13 protein-coding genes are annotated in these 18864 nt (G+C 51.4%); 10 read left to right on the top strand and 3 right to left on the bottom strand.

Translation table 11 applies throughout. The annotated features are described in order from the left end of the window. The first annotated feature begins 87 nt into the window (after positions 1-87). Positions 88-3084 (top strand): SusC/RagA family TonB-linked outer membrane protein, encoded by a 2997-nt coding sequence (locus EHT87_RS06495; RefSeq protein ID WP_185716151.1) that lies wholly within the window; start codon positions 88-90, stop codon positions 3082-3084. A gap of 115 nt (positions 3085-3199) precedes the next feature. Continuing rightward, on the top strand, positions 3200-4822 hold the full coding sequence (locus tag EHT87_RS06500; protein WP_124905002.1) for a RagB/SusD family nutrient uptake outer membrane protein: 1623 nt from the start codon (positions 3200-3202) through the stop codon (positions 4820-4822). A gap of 133 nt (positions 4823-4955) precedes the next feature. Here EHT87_RS06500 and EHT87_RS06505 read toward each other — a convergent pair whose 3' ends face one another. Further along, positions 4956-6359: a sialate O-acetylesterase gene (locus EHT87_RS06505; RefSeq protein ID WP_124905004.1), complete on the bottom strand. Its 1404-nt coding sequence runs from the start codon at positions 6357-6359 to the stop codon at positions 4956-4958. Between the two features lie 73 nt (positions 6360-6432). Further along, on the bottom strand, positions 6433-7743 hold the full coding sequence (locus tag EHT87_RS06510; protein ID WP_124905006.1) for a sulfatase family protein: 1311 nt from the start codon (positions 7741-7743) through the stop codon (positions 6433-6435). Between the two features lie 225 nt (positions 7744-7968). On the opposite strand from EHT87_RS06510, the gene EHT87_RS06515 reads away from it, so the two are divergent. From EHT87_RS06515 to EHT87_RS06525, 3 genes are all read left to right on the top strand, one after another. Then, positions 7969-9138, top strand: coding sequence for an alpha/beta hydrolase family protein (locus EHT87_RS06515; protein WP_124905008.1), 1170 nt, complete (start codon positions 7969-7971; stop codon positions 9136-9138). Between the two features lie 459 nt (positions 9139-9597). Next, the gene (locus EHT87_RS06520) at positions 9598-10731 is read left to right on the top strand and encodes an FAD-dependent oxidoreductase (RefSeq protein WP_124905010.1); all 1134 of its coding nucleotides are present in this window, start codon (positions 9598-9600) and stop codon (positions 10729-10731) included. 56 nt (positions 10732-10787) lie between these two features. After that, a complete protein-coding gene (locus EHT87_RS06525; RefSeq protein ID WP_124905012.1) occupies positions 10788-11312 on the top strand; it encodes a RidA family protein in 525 nt (174 codons plus the stop codon). A gap of 67 nt (positions 11313-11379) precedes the next feature. Here the strand turns inward: EHT87_RS06525 and EHT87_RS06530 are convergent, their stop codons facing one another. Continuing rightward, positions 11380-11925, bottom strand: coding sequence for a hypothetical protein (locus tag EHT87_RS06530; protein ID WP_124905014.1), 546 nt, complete (start codon positions 11923-11925; stop codon positions 11380-11382). Between the two features lie 190 nt (positions 11926-12115). Between EHT87_RS06530 and EHT87_RS06535 the strand changes: the two genes are divergently transcribed. From EHT87_RS06535 to EHT87_RS06555, 5 genes are all read left to right on the top strand, one after another. Continuing rightward, the gene (locus EHT87_RS06535; RefSeq protein ID WP_124905016.1) at positions 12116-12481 is read left to right on the top strand and encodes a DUF4406 domain-containing protein; all 366 of its coding nucleotides are present in this window, start codon (positions 12116-12118) and stop codon (positions 12479-12481) included. A gap of 140 nt (positions 12482-12621) precedes the next feature. Continuing rightward, positions 12622-14814, top strand: a complete 2193-nt coding sequence (locus EHT87_RS06540) for an alpha-galactosidase (RefSeq protein ID WP_124905017.1) — start codon at positions 12622-12624, stop codon at positions 14812-14814. A 216-nt stretch (positions 14815-15030) separates the two neighbouring features. Next, a complete protein-coding gene (locus tag EHT87_RS06545; protein WP_124905018.1) occupies positions 15031-15507 on the top strand; it encodes a YybH family protein in 477 nt (158 codons plus the stop codon). 132 nt (positions 15508-15639) lie between these two features. After that, positions 15640-15975, top strand: coding sequence for a PadR family transcriptional regulator (locus EHT87_RS06550; protein ID WP_124905019.1), 336 nt, complete (start codon positions 15640-15642; stop codon positions 15973-15975). Further along, on the top strand, positions 15972-18614 hold the full coding sequence (locus EHT87_RS06555; RefSeq protein ID WP_221621983.1) for an ABC transporter permease: 2643 nt from the start codon (positions 15972-15974) through the stop codon (positions 18612-18614). Before EHT87_RS06550 ends, EHT87_RS06555 begins: the two co-directional genes overlap by 4 nt. The last annotated feature ends 250 nt before the right edge of the window (positions 18615-18864 follow it).

Genomic DNA, 18864 nt, shown 5'->3' on the forward strand with positions numbered 1-18864 from the left:
CTTCCGAAAAGGTTACTTTTCGGCCAAGCTGCGTCTAACATGCAGTCAAAACCGTACGAACCAATTAAAAATCAAACCCCTTTTCAAATGATGCCTCCAATTTTACGTAAACCATTTCGCCCGGCGGGCTGGGCCGCTCTGGCCCTGCTCTGCGCGGGTCTACCCGCTCAGGCCACCATCCTGCCCGGCAAAGGCGGATCAGCCACCCACGCCCAGGCGGCCCAGGTAACGGTTACGGGCAAGATTACCGATGAAAAAAACCAGCCCCTTCCGGGCGCAACCGTCATCGCCAAAGGAACAACCGCCGGTACGGCCACCAACGCTTCGGGCGAGTATTCCATTACCGTGGCCGGGCCCCAGTCCGTTCTGATTTTTTCTTATGTCGGCTATCTTTCGCAGGAAGTAAGCGTTGGCAGCAAACCAGTCATCAACATCCAGCTTGCTCCGGATTTGAAGCAACTGAGTGAAGTGGTCGTAACGGGCTACGGAAGTCTGTCGAAACGGGAGGTGACCAGTTCCATTGCCTCCATCAAACCGGAAGATTTCAACCGCGGAGTCGTGGTGTCACCCGCCCAATTGCTGCAAGGCAAAGTGGCCGGTCTGAACATCACCCGCTCCGGTGACCCCAACGGCACCCCTTCCGTCACCTTACGCGGTCCTTCAACCCTGCGCGAAGGGGCGGCCCAACAGCCGTTCTACGTAATCGACGGGGTGCCCGATGCGTCCATCGACCTGATTCCGCCGGATGATATCGTTTCGATCGATGTACTGCGTGACGCTTCGGCCACCGCCATTTACGGAGCGCGGGCCGCCAACGGCGTTATTATCGTTACCACCAAACGGGCCAAAGCGGGTCAATCCCAACTGACGTACAGTGGCTATACCGCCCTCGAGCAGGTTTCCAACCGCATCGATGTGTTGACGGGTGACGAAATCCGGTCGTACCTGAAAGCCAACGGCAAAACTCTGGCGCCGGCAGATGAAGACAACGTCAATACCGACTGGCAGAAGGAAGTGATGCGCAGTCCGGTTTCGCACAGCCACACCATTTCGTTTCAGGGGGGCAGCAACAATACGTTATACGGTGCCAGCGTCAATTACCTCGACAATCCCGGCGTCCTGCGCGGGTCCTCGCGGGAACGGACCATTATTCGGGCCAACGTACAGCATTCAGCGTTCAACAACCGGCTGCGGCTCGATCTTTCGGTAGGAAATACCTTCAATACCGCCAAAACCATTCCCAGTGGCGTTTATGAAAATATGGTTCGGTATCTGCCAACGGTGAACGTTCGGAACCCGGATGGCACGTTCAAGGAAAACTTTGGTCGGGGCAACTCCAATCCGGTGTCCCTGATCGAAAGCATTACCGAAAACCGGAAGACCAAAACCTTCATGGCGAACGGAAAAATCCAGGCCGAGATTCTGCCGAATCTGTTCTACAACGCCAACCTGGCCATTCAGGATGAGCAGATCAATTATAACTACTACGCGAATCGGTACGCCCAGGGAGCCCTTACCACCGGTGGGATCGCCATTCGTTCGGCCTACGCCAATACCAAGAAAATCATCGAGTCGTATTTCAATTACGACAAGCAGTTTGGCAACCATGACCTGAAATTGCTGGCCGGCTATTCGTGGCAGCAAGACCGCCAGGGCGATGGCTTTCAGACGTCGACACGGGGTTTCGTATCGGATGCCTTGCTGTATAACAACCTGGGTCTGAGCAGCCCACCGCTCGGTTTCGTCTCCGACTTCGGCAATACGGTTATCAAAACCCTGCGCCTGATTTCGTATTACGGCCGGATCAATTACCAGTACAACGAAAAATACCAGCTCCAGGCTTCGGTTCGTCGCGACGGCTCGTCCGCTTTCGGAAAAAACAACCAGTGGGGCTTGTTTCCAACGGTTTCGGCGGGCTGGCAGATCAGCAAGGAACCCTTTATGGCTAACGTCACGGCGGTCAGTGATCTTAAACTGCGCGTCGGATATGGGGTTACGGGGAATTCGCTGGGCTTCGATCCGTTCGTTTCCATTCTCCGCTACGGTTCGACGGGCCGGTTCTACTACAACGGCAGCTACATCAACGGCGTTGGTCCGACCCAGAACGAAAACCCGGATCTGAAATGGGAAAAAACAGCCATGCTCAACGTCGGGCTTGATTTCGGTATTCTGAAAGGTCGGGTAAGCGGTACGCTCGAATACTATGACAAACTGACTTCGGACCTCATCTGGACGTATCCGGTGTCAACTACGCAGTATTTCGTCAGTACATTGACGGCCAATGCCGGGAAGATGAGCAACAAAGGTGTGGAATTGAGTCTGTCGGCCACGCCGATCAAAACCGGTCGGTTTACCTGGCGCAGCAGCCTCAACCTGGCGCATAACGTGAATAAAATCACCACGTTGTCGAATGACAAATTTACGCTGAATTTCATCCGGACAGCCTTTGTCGGTGGCCGGGGCCAATCGGGAAATTCGTCGCAGATTGTGAAAGAAGGGCTCCCAATCGGCACGTTCAATTTGTGGCAGTATGCGGGTAAAAATGAAAAAGGAATATCGCAATTCCGGAAAGCCGACGGCACACTGACGACCTCGCCGACTTCCGACGATTTCGTGATCGGCGGCAGCGCTCAGCCGAAACTGATTTACGGCTGGAACAACAGTTTCACCGTCGCCAATTTTGACCTGAACATTTTTGTACGGGGCGTTACGGGGAACAAAATCCTGAATGCATCGCTGGCGCAGTTGAACGGCCCGAGTGATGCCAACTCCTACAACCAGGCGCGGATTGTGCTCGACGAACCCTTTGCCGACATCAACTCGTATCTGGTTTCAAACCGGTATCTGGAAAGTGGTTCCTACCTGCGGCTGGATAATGCCACGCTGGGGTATACGATCAAAACCGGTGCGCCGGCCATTCGCAACCTACGGGTGTACGTAACGGCCAGCAACCTGTTCGTGATCACGAAGTACCGCGGTATCGACCCGGAAATGAACTTAGGCGGGATTACACCGGGAATCGACAACAACAATTTTTACCCCAAAACCCGCTCGTTTGTGCTGGGCGCTAACATTACATTCTAATCCAGTTTACGGTATACGGTGTACGGTGGCTGCCGCACGCATGAAAACATAAGCAAAACCCGCGTTAGTCCCGGCGGAAAACCGTTTACAGAAAACTGAAAACGATTCTAAAAACATGAAAAAGAAAACGATACAACTTGCGTTGATGGTGCTTTCACTCGGATTCCTTGGGAGCGGGTGCAGCGACCTCAATGTAAAAATCGAATCGGAACTAACGGATTCGAACTTCCCCAAAACAGCGGAAGAATTTGTGGCGGCCAGCGGTCCGGTTTATACCCAACTGGCTTATAACCAGGCCGGTGTAAGCTACGCCGTTGAATACTGGCGGATGCAGACGCTCTCGACCGATGAAGCCATAATCCCGGCTCGGGACGGTAACTTCGACGATGGAGGTCAATACCGCCAATTGCACCAGCACAACTGGACCATCGATCATACCAACGTGATCAGCGTCTGGCAATGGGGCTACAGTGGTATCAATACGGCCAACCGCATCATCAAACTGTTCGAAGCGTCGCCCGATTCGCCGGCCAAAACCACCGCAATCGCCGAATTACGAACCATGCGGGCGCTGTTCCATTTTTACATGATGGATCTGTACGGCAATGTTCCTATCGTTATGGTTTTCGGCGATACCAAACTGCCGGCGACTTCGAAACGGGCCGATGTTTTTGCGTTTATTGAAAAAGAGCTGAAAGAATCGATCCCGAATCTGAACGACAAAGTAGGCGCTCTGACGTACGGGCGGGTGAACAAATGGATGGGCAATGCGCTATTGGCCAAGCTGTATCTGAATGCGGAAGTATACACAGGTACGCCAAAATACGCGGATGCCCTAGCCGCCTGCGACGCCATCCTGACCGGAGCGGGTTCGTTATACGCCCTCGACGACAACTACCAGAGCATTTTCGCGGGTGATAATGGCCCCCAGATCAAAGACATCATTTTTGCCATTCCCTACGATGGCAACGTCGTACCGGGCAACCACTTTACCCGGTTTGCCACGCACCCGGAACTGGTGGCCAAATACAGCATTCCGTTCCGCCCCAGTATCGCCATGAGTACGATCAAGGAATTTTACGCCAAATTCAATCTGAAAGGCGATGTTCGGAATGATACCTGGCTGGTGGGCAAACAGTTCAACTTTGACGGCACCCCGATTCTGGTCAACACCACCAAAAAAGGACTCGATGCAACCTATGCGGGTACCGATGGAGCGACTGCCATTAAATGGCAACTCGAATTTTCGCCCGATCTGACGCTTGTGATTCCCGCCAAACTGGATGTGGGGAACGACGATCTGGCCAAGGCGAAAGGCATTCGGTCGGTAAAATTCTATCCCGACAAGAATTCGAACGCCAGCACCCGCTACCAGGGCAACGACTTCCCGGTTTTCCGCCTGGCCGACATTTACCTGATGAAAGCCGAAGCCATCCTGCGGGGAGCAGCCCCTACCACCGTCGCCGGTGAGCTGCAAACGCCCGTCGTTTTGGTTAACAAGTTACGGAAACGTGCCAAAACGGATTTGGTTACGACTCTTACCCTGAATGACTTACTGGACGAACGCGCCCGCGAATTATCGTGGGAAGGCTGGCGCCGGAACGACCTCATCCGCTTCGGCAAGTTTGAAGATGCCTGGGGTTTCAAAGATAATAAAGAACTTTTCCGCCGGTTATTCCCAATTCCGGCCAGCGAAAGAGCTTTGAATCCCGGCCTGACCCAAAATCCGGGATATTGAGTGAAGAGTTATGAGTTAGGCTGGTAGTGTGTCGCGGAGATCTGCGGAGATTAGGAAGGTAAGCGGAGTCATTTTTTCTTATTTACTCTGCTTACCTCCCTACTCTCTGCTTAACTCCGCGACACAACTTTTTTCACTGGTTAGTAACCGGTTTCAGCCCCAAATCCCACGAATCCGTTCGGAACGGTATGACCGGCAAGCCTTCCTTACTGAATAGATTGGGTACGGGTGCGTCGCGAAATGCAAACCGCACCGCCACCGGATTTTTGATGTTATCGGCCCAAACTTCCACCGTATTGCCTTTGATTCGCGCCTGCGCTTTTGAGAAAACCTTATCGGCTTCGGCAATTTCCAACTCGGTAATTTCAGATCCTTTACTGACGAGCCCATTGGGTGCATTGTCGAACGTCAGCCGGATTTTGTTGCCTTCAACCTGCATCGAGCGGTATTGCGGGCTCTTATAAAGTCCGGCATTTTGTCCGTACGTTTCCGCCAATGCCCAGTTAGCCAGCCGGTTACCCACTTCTTTTTTATACGCCGGGTGAATATCTCTGAGATTATCAACCAGATCCGTCGTCACGATCATGCCGGATTTTGGAATATCCATCGCTTTGGTCTGGCTTTCACGCGTAGCTGCCGTCTGGTATTTATCACCGTAGGTATAGGGAGCAATCTGTACGTAATAAAACGGAAAATCCTTCTGCCAGACACCCCGCCAGGAGTCAACCAGCGTATGCGTCAGTTTATAATACGCCGGTGCATCATGCCGATTGGCTTCGCCCTGGTACCAAATGACGCCGGCAATAGGAAACGAGGTAATGGGCGCGGTCATTCCATTATACAGTACACCCGGTTTGTTGGGTGCCCAGGGCGCTTTTGGCATCGCCAGGGCCGAACGCCGGGTTTCCGGATAAAGCATGGCGACGGTTTCGGGCACCCACGAATCCATGAACGAACCGCCCCACGACATATCGATCAAACCGATGGGAACATTCAGCGTCGTCTGGAGTTTCTTCCCAAAAAAGTAACCTACGGCACTGAAATACTTCAGCGTCAGCGAGTCGCAAACCACCCAGTTGCCCCGCACATCGACCTGGGGCGATTCGGTTGCCCGTTTCGGAATTTTGAAAAACCGGATGTTTGCGTTATACGCCGTAGGCAGTTCCGCCCGGGCGTCTTTTGCTCCACCACCCGCGCTCATTTCCATGTTCGACTGACCCGAACAAAGCCATACTTCGCCAATCAGAAGGTTGGTGAGTTCTATTTTGTTGTACCCGTTGATCGAGATCGTGTAGGGTCCACCGGCTTTAGGAGTCCGCAAACTCACTTTCCAGACGGCATTATCGGCACAGGTGGTGCTGACGGGCCGACTTTCCCAACTGGCCGTAACGGTGACTTTCTCGGTCGGATCGGCCCAGCCCCAGATCGTGACTTCGGTCTGCTGCTGCATCACCATATTGGAACTTAAAATGGAAGGCAGCGAAACGTTGGCCCATGAGGTCGTAGCCAGAAACAGCAGTGCGAGTATCGTTTTCATACGGTCTGTACAACAGGATTTAGAAACGGCTTTACCGGAACACAAAGTAAACGGTATTCTGCGGTAAAACCGTCTATTTCTCTACAACAGCATCCAGCAAAGGCGCCACCGGCACCACACCCGCGCGGTGTTTTTCGAACTCCTTTTTTAGCTCTTCCAGAATCTCCGGGTGTTTTTTACCCACCTCATAGCGTTCGCCGGGATCCACTTCCAGGTTATACAGCAAAGCGGGATCATGCGGTACGGGGGCCTCCGGCGAATACGACGGATGCGTTGTGAAATGCGCTTTCCACGGCCCTTTCCGAATGGCATACAACCGGTCTGAATCGTAAAAATAGACCAGTTCGCTCCCCTTTTCTTTTTTGCCGGTCAACAGATCGTTGATATCCTGCCCATCCAGTACCCGATCGTTCGGAAGTGCCACGTTCGCCAGTTTCAGGATGGTCGGAAATAAATCCATCGAGGTGGCTACGGCACTCGATACGGTGTTGGCTTTTACAATTCCGGGTGCCCAGAATAGGGCCGGAACGCGCATACCGCCTTCGTAAGTAGACCCTTTGGCTTCAAACAACGGACCGGCCGAACCGCCCTCTTCTTCCAGCCGGTTTTTAATCAGCCAGGGGCCATTGTCGCTCAGAAAGACGACAAAGGTATTTTTATCCAGTTTCAGATCTTTCAGCTTCTTCAAAATCTGACCCACGCTCCAGTCCAGTTCCTCGACCACATCACCGTACAAACCCCGTTTGCTTTTACCTTTGAAATCGTCAGAAGCATACAACGGTACATGCGGAAATGGGCTGGCGTAGTACATAAAGAATGGTTTGCCTTTGTTGGTCGTAATAAATTTCAACACTTCGTCGGTATAGCGTTTGGTCAATAACCGCTGATCAGGCTCGGTTTCAATCACTTGATTGTTGCGGTATAACGGCAACGGCGGGTTGGTATTGGGCGGCAAACCGGCGGAGTTCGAACTCGAAAACGCACCCACTTTTCCCATATCGTTGGAATACGGAAGTCCGAAATAGGAATCGAATCCGTAGTTCAGCGGTAAGTAGTCGGGCTGAGACCCCAGATGCCATTTTCCAACCAGCCCGGTTTGATACCCTTTGGTTTTCAGGGCTTGGGCAATCGTTATCTCACTGTGGGGCAGGCCATTGGCCGAGTTGGTAAAAAACACGACCCGCTTGCCGAACAGACCACTCCGAACCGGTAAGCGTCCCGTTAGCAAAGCCCCCCGGCTGGGTGTACAGACGTTGGCGGCCACGTAAAATTGCGTAAACCGGGTTCCCTCCGTCGCCATCCGGTCCAGATGGGGCGTCCGAATGGTCGGGTGACCATAACAACCCAGATCACCATAGCCCAAATCGTCGGCCAGAATGATGATAAAATTGGGTTTTGGGGTCGATTACGCCTTACCATCATAGAAAGCCGATAGTACCAGTAGAGAAAAAAGCCAAACGGTTCTGAAAAAAGGAGTCATAGACGTACAGTTTTTGATTTTACCTGCAAATAAACGGTTTTAAACGGGATTAGTCCACGGGAACCTGCTTCTTATTTTGTCTCCATGGCAAAAACATTTACTTTAGCACAACCCTAAATTTGACCCGAAATGCGCTCTTCCATTACCTCCCTCTGTGTGCTGCTCGCCTTACCCCTCCATGTTTTTGCCCAACCCAATCCGGCCCGGCCCGAGTTGCGGCAAGGGGCCTATTTTTCGGAACCCGACGGGGCAAAAGCGCTTCAGAATTGCGCCCTTGCCTATACCGACCGGGCTTCGTGGGAAAAACGGGCGGCCCAAATCCGGCAGGGCATCCGCGAGGGGTTGAAGCTGCCGGAAAAACCGGCATTTGCCGCTCTCAACCCCATCCGCCACAGCCTCCGGAAGATGGACGGTTACACCGTCGAAAACGTGGCTTTTGAAAGTTTGCCCGGTTTTTATGTAACCGGAAACCTGTATAAACCGGCCGGTATTTCCGGAAAAACGGCCGCTGTTCTCTGTCCGCACGGCCACGTTGCCAACGCCGATGCGCGGTTTGTGGAACAGACCCAACAACGGTGCATCACGATGGCCAAAATGGGTGCCGTTGTGTTCGTATACGATATGCTGGGATACGGCGACTCGAAGCAGTGTGACCACAAGCTTCCGGAAGCCGCTAAATTACAAACCCTCAACAGCATCCGGGCGCTGGATTTTCTGACCAGCCTGCCCGATGTCGATACCAACCGGGTGGCGGTTTCGGGCGAATCGGGCGGAGGTACGCAGACGTTTTTGCTCACGGCTTTGGATTCCCGCGTTAAGGTTTCGGTGCCGGTCGTTATGGTTTCGGCCCATTTTTTCGGCGGATGCATTTGCGAGAGTGGGATGCCCATTCATAAACGACCCACTTTTGAAACCAACAACGTCGAAATTGCCGCACTGGCAGCTCCCCGTCCCATGATCATGATTTCGGACGGCGGAGACTGGACCAAAAATACGCCGAATGTAGAGTTTCCTCATATTCAGCGCATTTACGGTTTTTACAACGCCAAAAACCGGGTCGAAAATGTTCACCTTCCGAACGAAAAGCACGATTTTGGCCCTTCCAAACGTGCGGCTGCCTACCGGTTTCTGGCGTTACACCTGAAGCTCGATCTCAATAAAGTACTGAAAGACGGCCACATCGACGAAAGCCCGAACGTTCTTTTAAAGCCCGCCGATTTGCAGGTTTTCAATGAGGCTCATCCACGCCCGGCCAATGCCGTCATGGGCGACGATGCTGTGATGGCGCTGTTGAAGTGATGGGATATGAGTAGAATTGCCAGAGAGTACGATTTTTTAAGACCGTTTGCGGGATGGCATTCCAGTCAACGACAAAGCCCACTGGTGGTTTAAACCACCGGAGGACCGATTACGGGCTGCACTAAATCTGATTCTATACGCCGATCCGGCCAGCCCGCTCCTCGTTAATTGAAACCGAATCCCTTGAACGAAGAAAGGGTTGACTCGCTCGTGCCAGGCGGGCATGCAATCACTCGCAAAATCTTCCTGATCAACAAAAACAATAATTCACCCAATTGGCCTAATCAAGAAATTAATAGGATATATCTTAGGTAATTCCGAAAGCTTATTTTGATATATCAAAAATTATAGTAGATTTATTCCGGCCGCATACAACTCCTCCAGATGCTCTTATCTGGGTTATTTATCCTATCAATCATCACCTTATCCAAAGCCGGGCAGTCGGTCCGGTGTACGACTATGAACCGTCGAAATTTTCTGAACACGGCCGGCCTGAGTTCACTCGCGCTGGCCTCCGGCCTAACCTCCTGCGCTCCGCGATTCAACGCATCATCGGCCCAGGTTATGCACCGCGTTCCCAAACTGAAGCTTTCCCTGGATCGAATCGTGAAAGAAACCGTTGGGTTACGGCCTTTCCGGGCTTCCGGGCCCCGCATCGCGAAGGAAACCCTGGGCAGTAAAACCCTTGTGCACAATTACGGTCACGGCGGCAGCGGCTGGTCGCTCTCCTGGGGAACGGGCAATCTGGCCCGCGAGCTGGTGCTTTCGACCGGCGAAAAAAAAGTAGCCGTTTTAGGCAGTGGTACGGTTGGACTGGCCACGGCCCGGCTGCTTCAGGAAAAAGGGTGCGAGGTAACCATCTACACCAAAGACCTGCCCCCGAATGTCACGAGCAATCTGGCAACAGGAACCTGGTCGCCGGCTTCGCGCGTGTGTGACCCGAAAGTGGCGACTCCGGAGTTTCAGGATCTGTGGGAAAAAGCCACCCGGTTTTCGTTCCGGCGGTTTCAGTTTATGCTTGGTCTGGACGATATTGTGTCGTGGGTCGATGAATATGGGGTCAGCGACCAACCGTTCCGGCAGCAAACGGACGTGGCGCTGGGTGGCGAAGTATACCACCTGGCGGGCCTGATTCCCGAGCGCAGGGACCTCAGCCCGAACGAACATTCGTTTGGCTCCAGGTATGTTTCCTGGCGGTCGAGCATGATGTTCAACATTCCCAGTTATCTTCACCATCAACTCAGTACCTTTATCATGCTGGGCGGAAAAATCAAGGTTCAGGAGATCAAAAAGCTGGAAGATATCGATGCTTTACCCGAGCTTTGTGTGGTCAATTGCATGGGTTTAGGAGCAAAAGAAATTTTTAATGATGAAGAACTGACGCCGATCTCCGGCCAGCTGGCCTGTTTGATTCCCCAGCCCGAAGTAACGTATAAACTCAATGCGAGAGGAGCCAGCATCATTGCCCGAAAAGATGGCATCTATTTGGGCGGTAACGGTCTGGTCGGCAACTGGGACACCACGCCCAAACGGGAAGTGACCGAAAAATTTGTCGATACCATTCAGCAGGTTATGAAAGAAATGAGAAGCTGATAAATCCCTGACCAGTAAAGCATTACCCACGTTTAACTCTATAAACTCTACTCGTTGTGCGAAAAATCTGTACGCTTCTGGTCATCAGTATTTCCGTCTACTCGGGTGCCGTAGTGGGCCAGTCGGTCGAAGCGAAATTGAAAGAACAGGGCCTTGAACTCGCTAAACCCACCGCGTCGCTGGCGAATTATGTAAAAGCCGTTCGAACGGGCAATCTGGTGTTTTTATCCGGCCACGTTTCAAACCGGGCCGACGGAACCGGCATCAAAGGCAAACTGGGAAAAGACCTGACCGTTGAGCAGGGCTACGAAGCGGCCAAGCTCTCGGCTCTTGGCCTGCTTTCTTCCCTGAAAGCCGAAATTGGCGATCTGAATAAAGTCAAACGGGTTGTCAAGGTGCTCGGCATGGTTAACTCCACTCCCGACTTCACCGATCACCCCAAAGTGGTCAATGGCTGCTCGGATTTAATGGTTCAGCTATTTGGCGACAAAGGCAAGCATGCCCGGTCGGCGGTTGGGGTAGCGGCCCTGCCCTCGGATTACGCCGTCGAAGTGGAAATGATTGTTGAAGTGGAGCAGTAACCGTCCGTAGCCAATCATTCCAAATCCCCTCCCGGCTGCCCCTCTGGCGCTGAGGAGGGGTTTTTATTTACTCAACCGAATCATGGTTAGTTTTTAAAAAATCGCGCAAAAGCGAGCTATTTAGCGTGAAATAGCCCATCAGCAGGACGGCAAACACGTATTGAAAATAGGATTTCCAAGTATACGAGCCAAGAATGAAATGGTCCCGGTAAATCGCGAAATCATAACCAGGAAACTCAACCAATAAATACCGCACGGATTGCGTAATTGGGTTAAAGACAAAAAAAGCCAGCAACATGACGGGCAGAAAAGAAAGCTCATAGCGAAGCAACGACCGCCAGGACACCTCAATCGCGCTAATTTTCAGCACCTTATGCAGGATATCGATCAAGGCAACTACAATCGAAACCGTAACGAGTTCCGGGAGAATGCCACCTCGAATTACTATGTAAAGAAATTCCGGCCCAGCTTCATACTTGCTTACTGCATCCAGCTTTCTTCCGGGGACAAGTTGCCAATAGGTGATTTCAAAAATGACAAAGACAACCAGCAACGAATAAACGGCAAAATTCGGTCTTTTTAAAAAACTTCTCGTAATCACAATTTTCTTCATCGCCAGCCTATTTTACATCTATCATCCAATTTTCAAACAAGATAGAATTAATAGTATAGTAAGCCCATAAATAGATCAGATTTAAACTGGGTTATCCGTAAGTATTCAATCAAATTTGATCATAATTTATCAATATTGATCAAATTTATTACCTTTGTTTACGTAAGGTTCAAAAAATCCAACTGATCGAATGAAAAAAATGATATTGGTGGCCGGTCCGTATCGCTCCGGCACGAACGATGATCCTGAAAAAATTGCAGATAATGTTCTTTTGATGACCCAAACCGCCCTTCAACTGCTCGAAATGGGTCATTTGCCCATGCTGGGCGAGTGGGTCGCGTTGCCGTTGATCAAGGCTGCTGGTTCCCGCCACCTTGGCGATGCGGTTTTCGACCGGATTTTTCATCCGGTCGCCGTCGACCTTCTAGCCCATTGCAACGCCGTTCTGCGAATTGGCGGGCCATCCCGGGGTGCGGACGAAATGATTACTGAGGCCCGGCGACGGGGAATTGCCGTTTTCGGTTCGATGGAGGAACTAGCCGGGCGATCCGTTTAATTTCACCCGAAGTGTGTGAACTACCTTTTACCGGGTACGACCCTGCTTTCTAAAGGTCGGCAACCCGCGAAAGTCATGGTTTTGATTGCCACCCATAAAGTTTCTTTTTGTTAGCTTTGCAACCTTTACCGTTCGCTATCATGAGAAACTTTTTTTTATTCCTTGCCTTATTTTCCCTGAATGCCGTTGCACGCCCTACTGCGCCCGGCAACACCCAAATTGCCATTGAAACCCAACGAACGGCCCTCGTTATCCGGGTCAATAAGGAGGGCGATCCAACGGTGGTTCACCTGGGGAAACGGCTGCAAAATTCCGCCGAATATGGCCTTTTGTCAGACAATAATAAACGCGGTGAAGATTATACCAATCTCTACAATTCGGCTTACACACCGGCTGGTTCACGTAATTTGCTCGAACCGGCCCTGCAAGTGGCTCACGCAGACGGCAATCCTTCTTCCGATCTAAAATACGTCCGGCACGAGACGAAAACGGTGGCCGATGGCGTTGTTTTGACAACGGTTTTTCTTAAAGATCCCCAGTATCCTTTTGAGGTCAAGCTGTTTTACAAGGCCTACCAGAACGAAGATGTGATCGAACAATGGTCCAGTATTCGTCATACGGAGAAAAAAACCGTTCGTTTGCAGAAATACGCGTCGGCCAATCTGTATGTTCCGGCCAAAAACTATTACCTGACCCATTTCCACGGCGACTGGGCGCGGGAGATGAATCCTCAGGAAATTCAATTGACCGCCGGATTAAAAGTACTTGATTCCAAGCTCGGAACGCGCGCCGATTTGTTCCAGCCCCCCTCCTTTCTTCTTTCGTTGAACAAACCGGCCGAAGAAGAAACCGGTGAGGTGATTGCCGGAACGCTGGCCTGGTCGGGCAATTATCAGATTCAGTTTGAAGTCGATCCCCTCCAGAATTTACGGCTTATTGCCGGCATCAACCCCTACGCTTCGGAGTATATGCTAGCCCCGGACAAGGAGTTTGTAACCCCGGCTTTTTTGTTCACGTATTCAAATTCGGGCAAGGGTCAAGCAAGCCGGAATTTGCACCGCTGGGCCCGCAAATTCCGCATTCCGCAGGGGGAAGGCAACCGGTTAACACTGTTAAACAACTGGGAGGCCACGTATTTTGACTTTAATGAAGAAAAACTGACGACCTTGTTCAAAGACGGCAAAAAACTGGGCGTCGACTTATTCCTGTTAGATGATGGATGGTTCGCGAATAAATACCCCCGCAACGACGACCATACCGGTCTGGGTGACTGGCAGGAAAACAAACAGAAGCTTCCGCACGGCCTGGGTTATCTGGTGAAAGAAGCCGAGAAGGCGGGCATCAAATTCGGGATCTGGCTGGAGCCGGAAATGGTCAGTCCGAAAAGTGAGTTGTACGAAAAGCATCCGGACTGGGTGATCAAACTACCGAACCGCGCCGAGTATTATTTCCGGAATCAGCTGGTACTGGATTTATCCAATCCGAAGGTCCAGGAATTCGTTTACGGCGTAGTAGACGGTATTCTGACAAAAAACCCGACCTTGGGATATATCAAGTGGGATTGTAACGCGGTGATTTACAACGCCTTTTCAGCAACGAACCCCAATCCCACGCACCTGTACGTCGAGTATGTGCAGGGGCTGTATAAAGTACTGGAGCGCCTGCGGGCCAAATACCCCACCTTGCCGCTGATGCTCTGCTCGGGTGGTGGTGGCCGGGTCGACTACGGTGCCCTCAACTACTTTACCGAGTTCTGGCCGAGCGACAATACCGATGGGCTGGAGCGCATCTTTATTCAATGGAATTACTCGTATTTTTTTCCGGCTATCGCAATGTGTAACCACATTACCGACTGGGGCAAACAACCCATCAAATTCCGCACGGATGTTGCCATGATGGGGAAACTGGGGTATGACATCGTTGTGAGCAAGCTGGACGAGAAGGAACTGGCTTTTAGTCAGCAGGCGCTTCAAACCTACAGCCGGGTGAAAGACGTGATCTGGCAGGGTGATTTGTTCCGCCTGATTTCTCCCCAAACCAACGATATGGCTTCCTTGCTGTACGTCAGTGAAAAGCAGGACAAAGCCGTGTGGTTCAGTTACCTGGTCGGAAACCGGTATCGAGAAGGCAGTATGGCACCGATTCCATTGAAAGGCCTCAACCCCGGCAAAAAATACAAGATTCAGGAAGTGAATACCATGCCGGGTGACAATTCGCCCATCAACCGCAATCAGGCCGTTTATTCGGGCGATTATCTGATGACGGTTGGTTTTAATCCTGTCGTAGATGCCCGCAGGACCAGCGTGGTTCTGGAAATAAGTGAGCAGAATTAGGCGACGATTCAACCAGAAATCTTTATTAAGCCAACGCAATTAAACGGCGTTGGCTTTTTTTTGGCGGTATCGATCAATTTTTCCAGCTTCTCTTTACCCCTAGACTGAAACACCTTTTAGAAGTCAGATTTACGACGGTCTACCATTGAATAAAAAACAGGTCTGTGTTTATGCATTGAAGCCTACCTTGTGACCCTACAAACCTACATTCCGGGTATGAAAAAACGTCATCTAGCAGCAATCGCCCTGTTATCCCTCCTCCCGTACGCCATTCGTGCCCAGCAGAGCACCCAAAATCCAGCTCAGGAAGCGATCCAATCAGTCATTAAGAAATATGAAGAGGCCTGGAACCGCCACGATGCCAAAGCTTTAGCGGAACAATACCATACCGATGCAACCTGGGTCAACTGGTTTGGTGCCTATTACAAGGGCCGGGCCGAAATTGAGCAGCACTATCAAACCACGCACAGTACCTATTTTAAGACCACTCATTTTACGACCCGCTCCATTGAGGATATAACGCTGATCAAACCGGATATGGCCTTAGTGCATGTTCGTACAGATTTAAGCGGTGATGAACGCTATCCCGGCCAGACCTTCCGTTTTCGACGAACGATCGTCTTGACCAACAAGGATGGGGACTGGCGAATTCTGGCGGGGCAAAACGCGAAGCTCAACGAAGGCGTCAATTAAGTTCGTTACCATTCGGAACGGGATAAGGACGGACAGGTCGTAAAAATATTTTACATACATTTCATGAATTAATAAACCCATTTTACATACATTTGGTGAATTAATTACGAAACCCGTTAAGCCACCAAGCCTGTGAAAGGGACCAATCTGGGCGAATTTGAAGAGCTGGTGCTGCTGACCATTGCAGCGCTCATCAATGATGCTTATAGTGTAGCAATTTGTGACGAACTGGAAAAATACACCGGCCGGGCTGCCAAGCTGGGCGTCGTGCATGCGGTATTGAACCGCCTGGAAGAGAAGGGCTTGGTCAAAAGCCGGATGGGCGAAGCCACCCAGGCGCGGGGTGGCAAGCGCAAGCGGTATTACGAGGTGACGCACGCGGGAAAAGTCGCCCTGACACGCTCTAAAGAGGTTCGCGAAGCGCTCTGGCGGATTATTCCCGGCTTCAACCTGGAGGGTTCCGTATGAAAACGTCCGCCAACAAACCGCCTGAACCGCCCCGCTGGGCCCGGAATCTGCTCCATTGGTATTGCCGCCCCGACCTGCTCGAAGACCTGGAAGGTGACCTCAATGAATATTTCGAGCGCAATCTGAAAACCAAAGGAGCCCGGCGCGCCCGCTTGATTTACGTGCTCGATGCCCTGAAATTTTTCAGACCTTATACCGTCCGTAAACCCGAATTCCTCAACTTACTCATCCATTGGCTCATGCTCGGCAGCTATTTCAAAACGTCACGGCGCAGTCTGGTGCGCAACAAATTGTTCTCCGCCATCAACATCATCGGGCTGGCCGTCAGCATGTCGGTGGGTTTGCTGGTGGTGGCATTTCTGTCCGACCTGTTTTCGTACGATCGGTTTCATGAAAAGAAAAACCGCACCTACCGGCTGCTGACCCACACCGAGTCGGACGACAAAACCGTGATGAATTTTGCGTCCACTTCGCTGAAAGCCGGCTACAAGATCCAGGAAACGATTGCGGGCGTTGAAGACGTAACACTGATTCGGCGCGGGTTTTACAGCGATGCGAAAGTCAGCGACGAAACCATCGTTCCCCTTGAGGCTACGTGGGCGGATCCGTCGTTTTTCAAGGTATTTACGTTCCCGATGCTCAAAGGCGATCCGGCTACGGCCCTGAAAGAACCGTATTCGCTGGTGATTACCGAAAAAACCGCCCGGAAGTTGTTCGGGGAGGCTGAAGCACTGGGAAAAACCGTCCGCTTCGACACACTCAATTACACGGTTACCGGTGTTTTAAAAGACCTGCCCAAACTGTCGCACATTCGGTTTGAAGCCCTGATTTCGCTGGTGTCGATGCTCGGCCAAAAAGCCGATTCCGACGGTGGTGTGATGGACTGGAGCAACATCTATCAAAACTACGTATATCTGACGCTCCCCGAAAACGCCAATCTGAAAGGCATTCAGGCTGGCCTTGACAAACTGAGTGCCGCCGAAAATACCCGGCTTGAGCACCAGAAAATTACCCTTTCGCTCCAGCCAATGGATAAAATTGTCTTTGGAGAGCGTTTGTCCAACGAGATTGGTGTCAATATACCCAAGCCCGTGGCCTGGGTATTGATTGGACTGGCCCTCGTCGTGATCGTGTCGGCCTGTTTTAATTATACCAACCTGTCGATCGCCCGCTCGATGCGACGCTCGCGTGAGGTGGGCGTTCGCAAAATCGTCGGTGCGCTCAAAGGCCACGTTCTGGGACAGTTTTTAGCCGAATCGGTGATTATTTCCCTGCTGGCGCTGGTGCTTTCGTTTCCTCTTTTTTTGGTCCTGCGAACTCAGTTTCTGGCCCTTATTCCCCAGGAAGGGCTTGTTTCGCTCGAATTATCACCGCAACTTTTCCTCTACTTTTTTATTTTGGCCGTGGTGGTTGGTCTCACTGCCGGGTTTGTTCCCGCGCTGTTTTTTGCCCGCATCAAAGCGATTCAGGTGTTAAAGGATGCCTCTTCGATTAAGGTATTTCGGCATGTCAGCATGCGTAAAGCCTTACTCGTCATCCAATATACCTTTTCGCTGATCTTTATTTCGACCACCCTGATCGGCTACCGGCAATACCGGGGGTTTCTTTCGTTCGATCTCGGATTTACCACCGAAAATATCCTGAACATCCGGATGCAGGGCAACAAAAGTAATTTGTTGAAAAAGGAACTGGCCGAAATTCCGGCGGTGCGCCAGATCGCCACGTCCCGAATGATCACGAGCCTGGGCAGTCTCTATGGTACCAACCTGAAGTATCAGGCGAAAGGGACGCCGGATTCGGCTAATGTCTGGCTCAATTTTGTCGATGAAAACTATCTTCCGCTCCACCGGCATCACTTGATAGCCGGTACCAATTTTAAAAACCGCCCGACCAGCGGCAACGAAACGGAAGTCATTGTGAACGAACAGCTGCTGAAACGCTTCCGGATTACCACCGGCAACCCGGCCGAAGCGATTGGTAAACAGGTAATTGTGGATAAGAAGCCGTTGACGATCGTGGGAGTTTTGAAAGATTTTCACTACGGAACGATGGATCATAAAATTGAGCCGACCGTTTTCCGGTATTCTGCCGAAGAGCCCGGTGGTTACCTGAATGTGGGCATTAAATCCGAAGATTACCCGGCGGCTTTGGCCAGCATCGAAGCCGTCTGGCGGAAATTTGACAAGGTCCATCCGCTGAATGCTGCCTTCTACGACGAGCAGATTGAAGAGGCATACCGCCAATTTGAGGTCATGGTGAAGGTCATCGGTTTCATCACCTTCCTGGCCATCTGCATCGCGTCGATGGGTCTGTTTGGCATGGTGGTGTTTACGACTGAAACCCGGCTGAAAGAAATCAGCATCCGTAAAGTACTGGGTGCCAGCGAGGTCGGCCTGATTTTCATGCTCAGTAAAGGATTCCTGTTTCTGCTCGTGATCGCCACCCTGATTGCCTTGCCGGTTACTTACCTGTTCTTCGACCAGGTGGTTCTGACGAAATTTGTTTATCATCATCCCATCGGGATGAGTGAATTACTGCTGAGTGTGGTGGTAATTATGCTCATTGCCTTTTTTATGATTGGCTCACAAACGTTGAAAGCGGCCCGGAGCAATCCGGCGAACGTGTTGAAGAGTGAGTAATAAGGTTTTGTTGGCGGGCGGAGTAAAAGGCTGTTGCCGAACAGCCTACCGCCCGGCTTTTATTTCTTTCGAAACGTGCCTGGAACCAACAAAAAAACACCATTGGCTTCCCGTATCTCGAACACTTCGAATCAAACAGAACTGCATTAAACCTAAATCGGGTGGCTAATAGCGTATTGATTGATCCGGCTTTAGCCAGTTAGTTCACCTACCTTCAGATGTTGATCGGGATCGACTTGACAAGGTAAAT

The organism is Larkinella knui, assembly GCF_003858645.1.
GTDB lineage: Bacteria > Bacteroidota > Bacteroidia > Cytophagales > Spirosomataceae > Larkinella > Larkinella knui.

Excerpts from the sequence above, each read along its gene's own strand:
- EHT87_RS06495 (WP_185716151.1), top strand. The coding sequence starts at position 88 with ATGATGCCTCCAATTTTACGTAAACCATTTCGCCCGGCGGGCTGGGCC.
- EHT87_RS06500 (WP_124905002.1), top strand. The coding sequence starts at position 3,200 with ATGAAAAAGAAAACGATACAACTTGCGTTGATGGTGCTTTCACTCGGA.
- EHT87_RS06505 (WP_124905004.1), bottom strand. The coding sequence starts at position 6,359 with ATGAAAACGATACTCGCACTGCTGTTTCTGGCTACGACCTCATGGGCC.
- EHT87_RS06515 (WP_124905008.1), top strand. The coding sequence starts at position 7,969 with ATGCGCTCTTCCATTACCTCCCTCTGTGTGCTGCTCGCCTTACCCCTC.
- EHT87_RS06520 (WP_124905010.1), top strand. The coding sequence starts at position 9,598 with ATGAACCGTCGAAATTTTCTGAACACGGCCGGCCTGAGTTCACTCGCG.
- EHT87_RS06530 (WP_124905014.1), bottom strand. The coding sequence starts at position 11,925 with ATGAAGAAAATTGTGATTACGAGAAGTTTTTTAAAAAGACCGAATTTT.
- EHT87_RS06535 (WP_124905016.1), top strand. The coding sequence starts at position 12,116 with ATGAAAAAAATGATATTGGTGGCCGGTCCGTATCGCTCCGGCACGAAC.
- EHT87_RS06540 (WP_124905017.1), top strand. The coding sequence starts at position 12,622 with ATGAGAAACTTTTTTTTATTCCTTGCCTTATTTTCCCTGAATGCCGTT.
- EHT87_RS06545 (WP_124905018.1), top strand. The coding sequence starts at position 15,031 with ATGAAAAAACGTCATCTAGCAGCAATCGCCCTGTTATCCCTCCTCCCG.
- EHT87_RS06555 (WP_221621983.1), top strand. The coding sequence starts at position 15,972 with ATGAAAACGTCCGCCAACAAACCGCCTGAACCGCCCCGCTGGGCCCGG.